This is a genomic window from Pseudoalteromonas sp. Isolate6, from assembly GCF_022398435.1.
Taxonomy (GTDB): domain Bacteria; phylum Pseudomonadota; class Gammaproteobacteria; order Enterobacterales; family Alteromonadaceae; genus Pseudoalteromonas; species Pseudoalteromonas galatheae.
This window is the reverse complement of record NZ_JAKEVK010000411.1, coordinates 1-699: the sequence shown is the minus strand read 5'-3', so window position 1 is coordinate 699 and position 699 is coordinate 1. Positions and strand designations below refer to the sequence as shown.

General features: G+C 52.8%; 1 protein-coding gene. It reads right to left on the bottom strand.

Annotated features, from left to right (window positions below):
• Nucleotides 1–699 (bottom strand): hypothetical protein (locus L1D50_RS23210; protein WP_239966956.1); only part of this gene is annotated, 699 nt, incomplete at both ends.

Sequence of the window (699 nt, the reverse complement as noted above, 5' to 3'; positions counted from 1 at the left end):
CTCTTGTCTTCTTCATGCTCGTAGCAGCTGTACATCAGCGCTTGCCACGCGTATAGCGGGTCTGATGCTCTCGAGAAGAGGTCCATTTTATTCTTGAAGTTATTGCCTGTGTGCGACGTGTAGTCCACTGTGCAGCATTCCCAATAGTCGAGCGAATTTGCGTCCGCTGTCGTTGCGTAGTGCACCAGACTGCTTCTGAACAAACTCAGCGTCGTCGTGCACCTGCTCAGCATCCTCATTTTAAAGTGGCTGCTGAACACCTGCACCAGGGGCTGCAGCATCTCGTACACGTCGTGCTCTATCAGCCTGTAGAACTGAGACCTTCTCATGAAGTGTCTTCGCACTGCAGGGATCCTCGAGGCGAAGTGGAAGCTCTTCTCGGTGGTCGCGAACATCTTTATGTGCATCTTCTCCATCTCCTCGTCCGATTGGTCCTGCTCCTTCCTCATAAGCGACATCACCAGGCTCTGCATCAGGTCGTAGCTCGGGTTACTGTTGTAGATCGTGTTCCAAAGCTCGTCCAGCTGCAGCAGTTCCACTGACTGAAGCGTATTCTTGTGCGTCTTGTACGTCGCCTGAGTGTTAAGCGTGCTCACATCCACTCCCAGTATGTTCAATATCGACTCCAGCTTCGAGAAGGGCAGTATCTCCGTCGTGTTCGTGAATGTCACCAGGTCGTCGCTGCAGCAGGACAGGAAG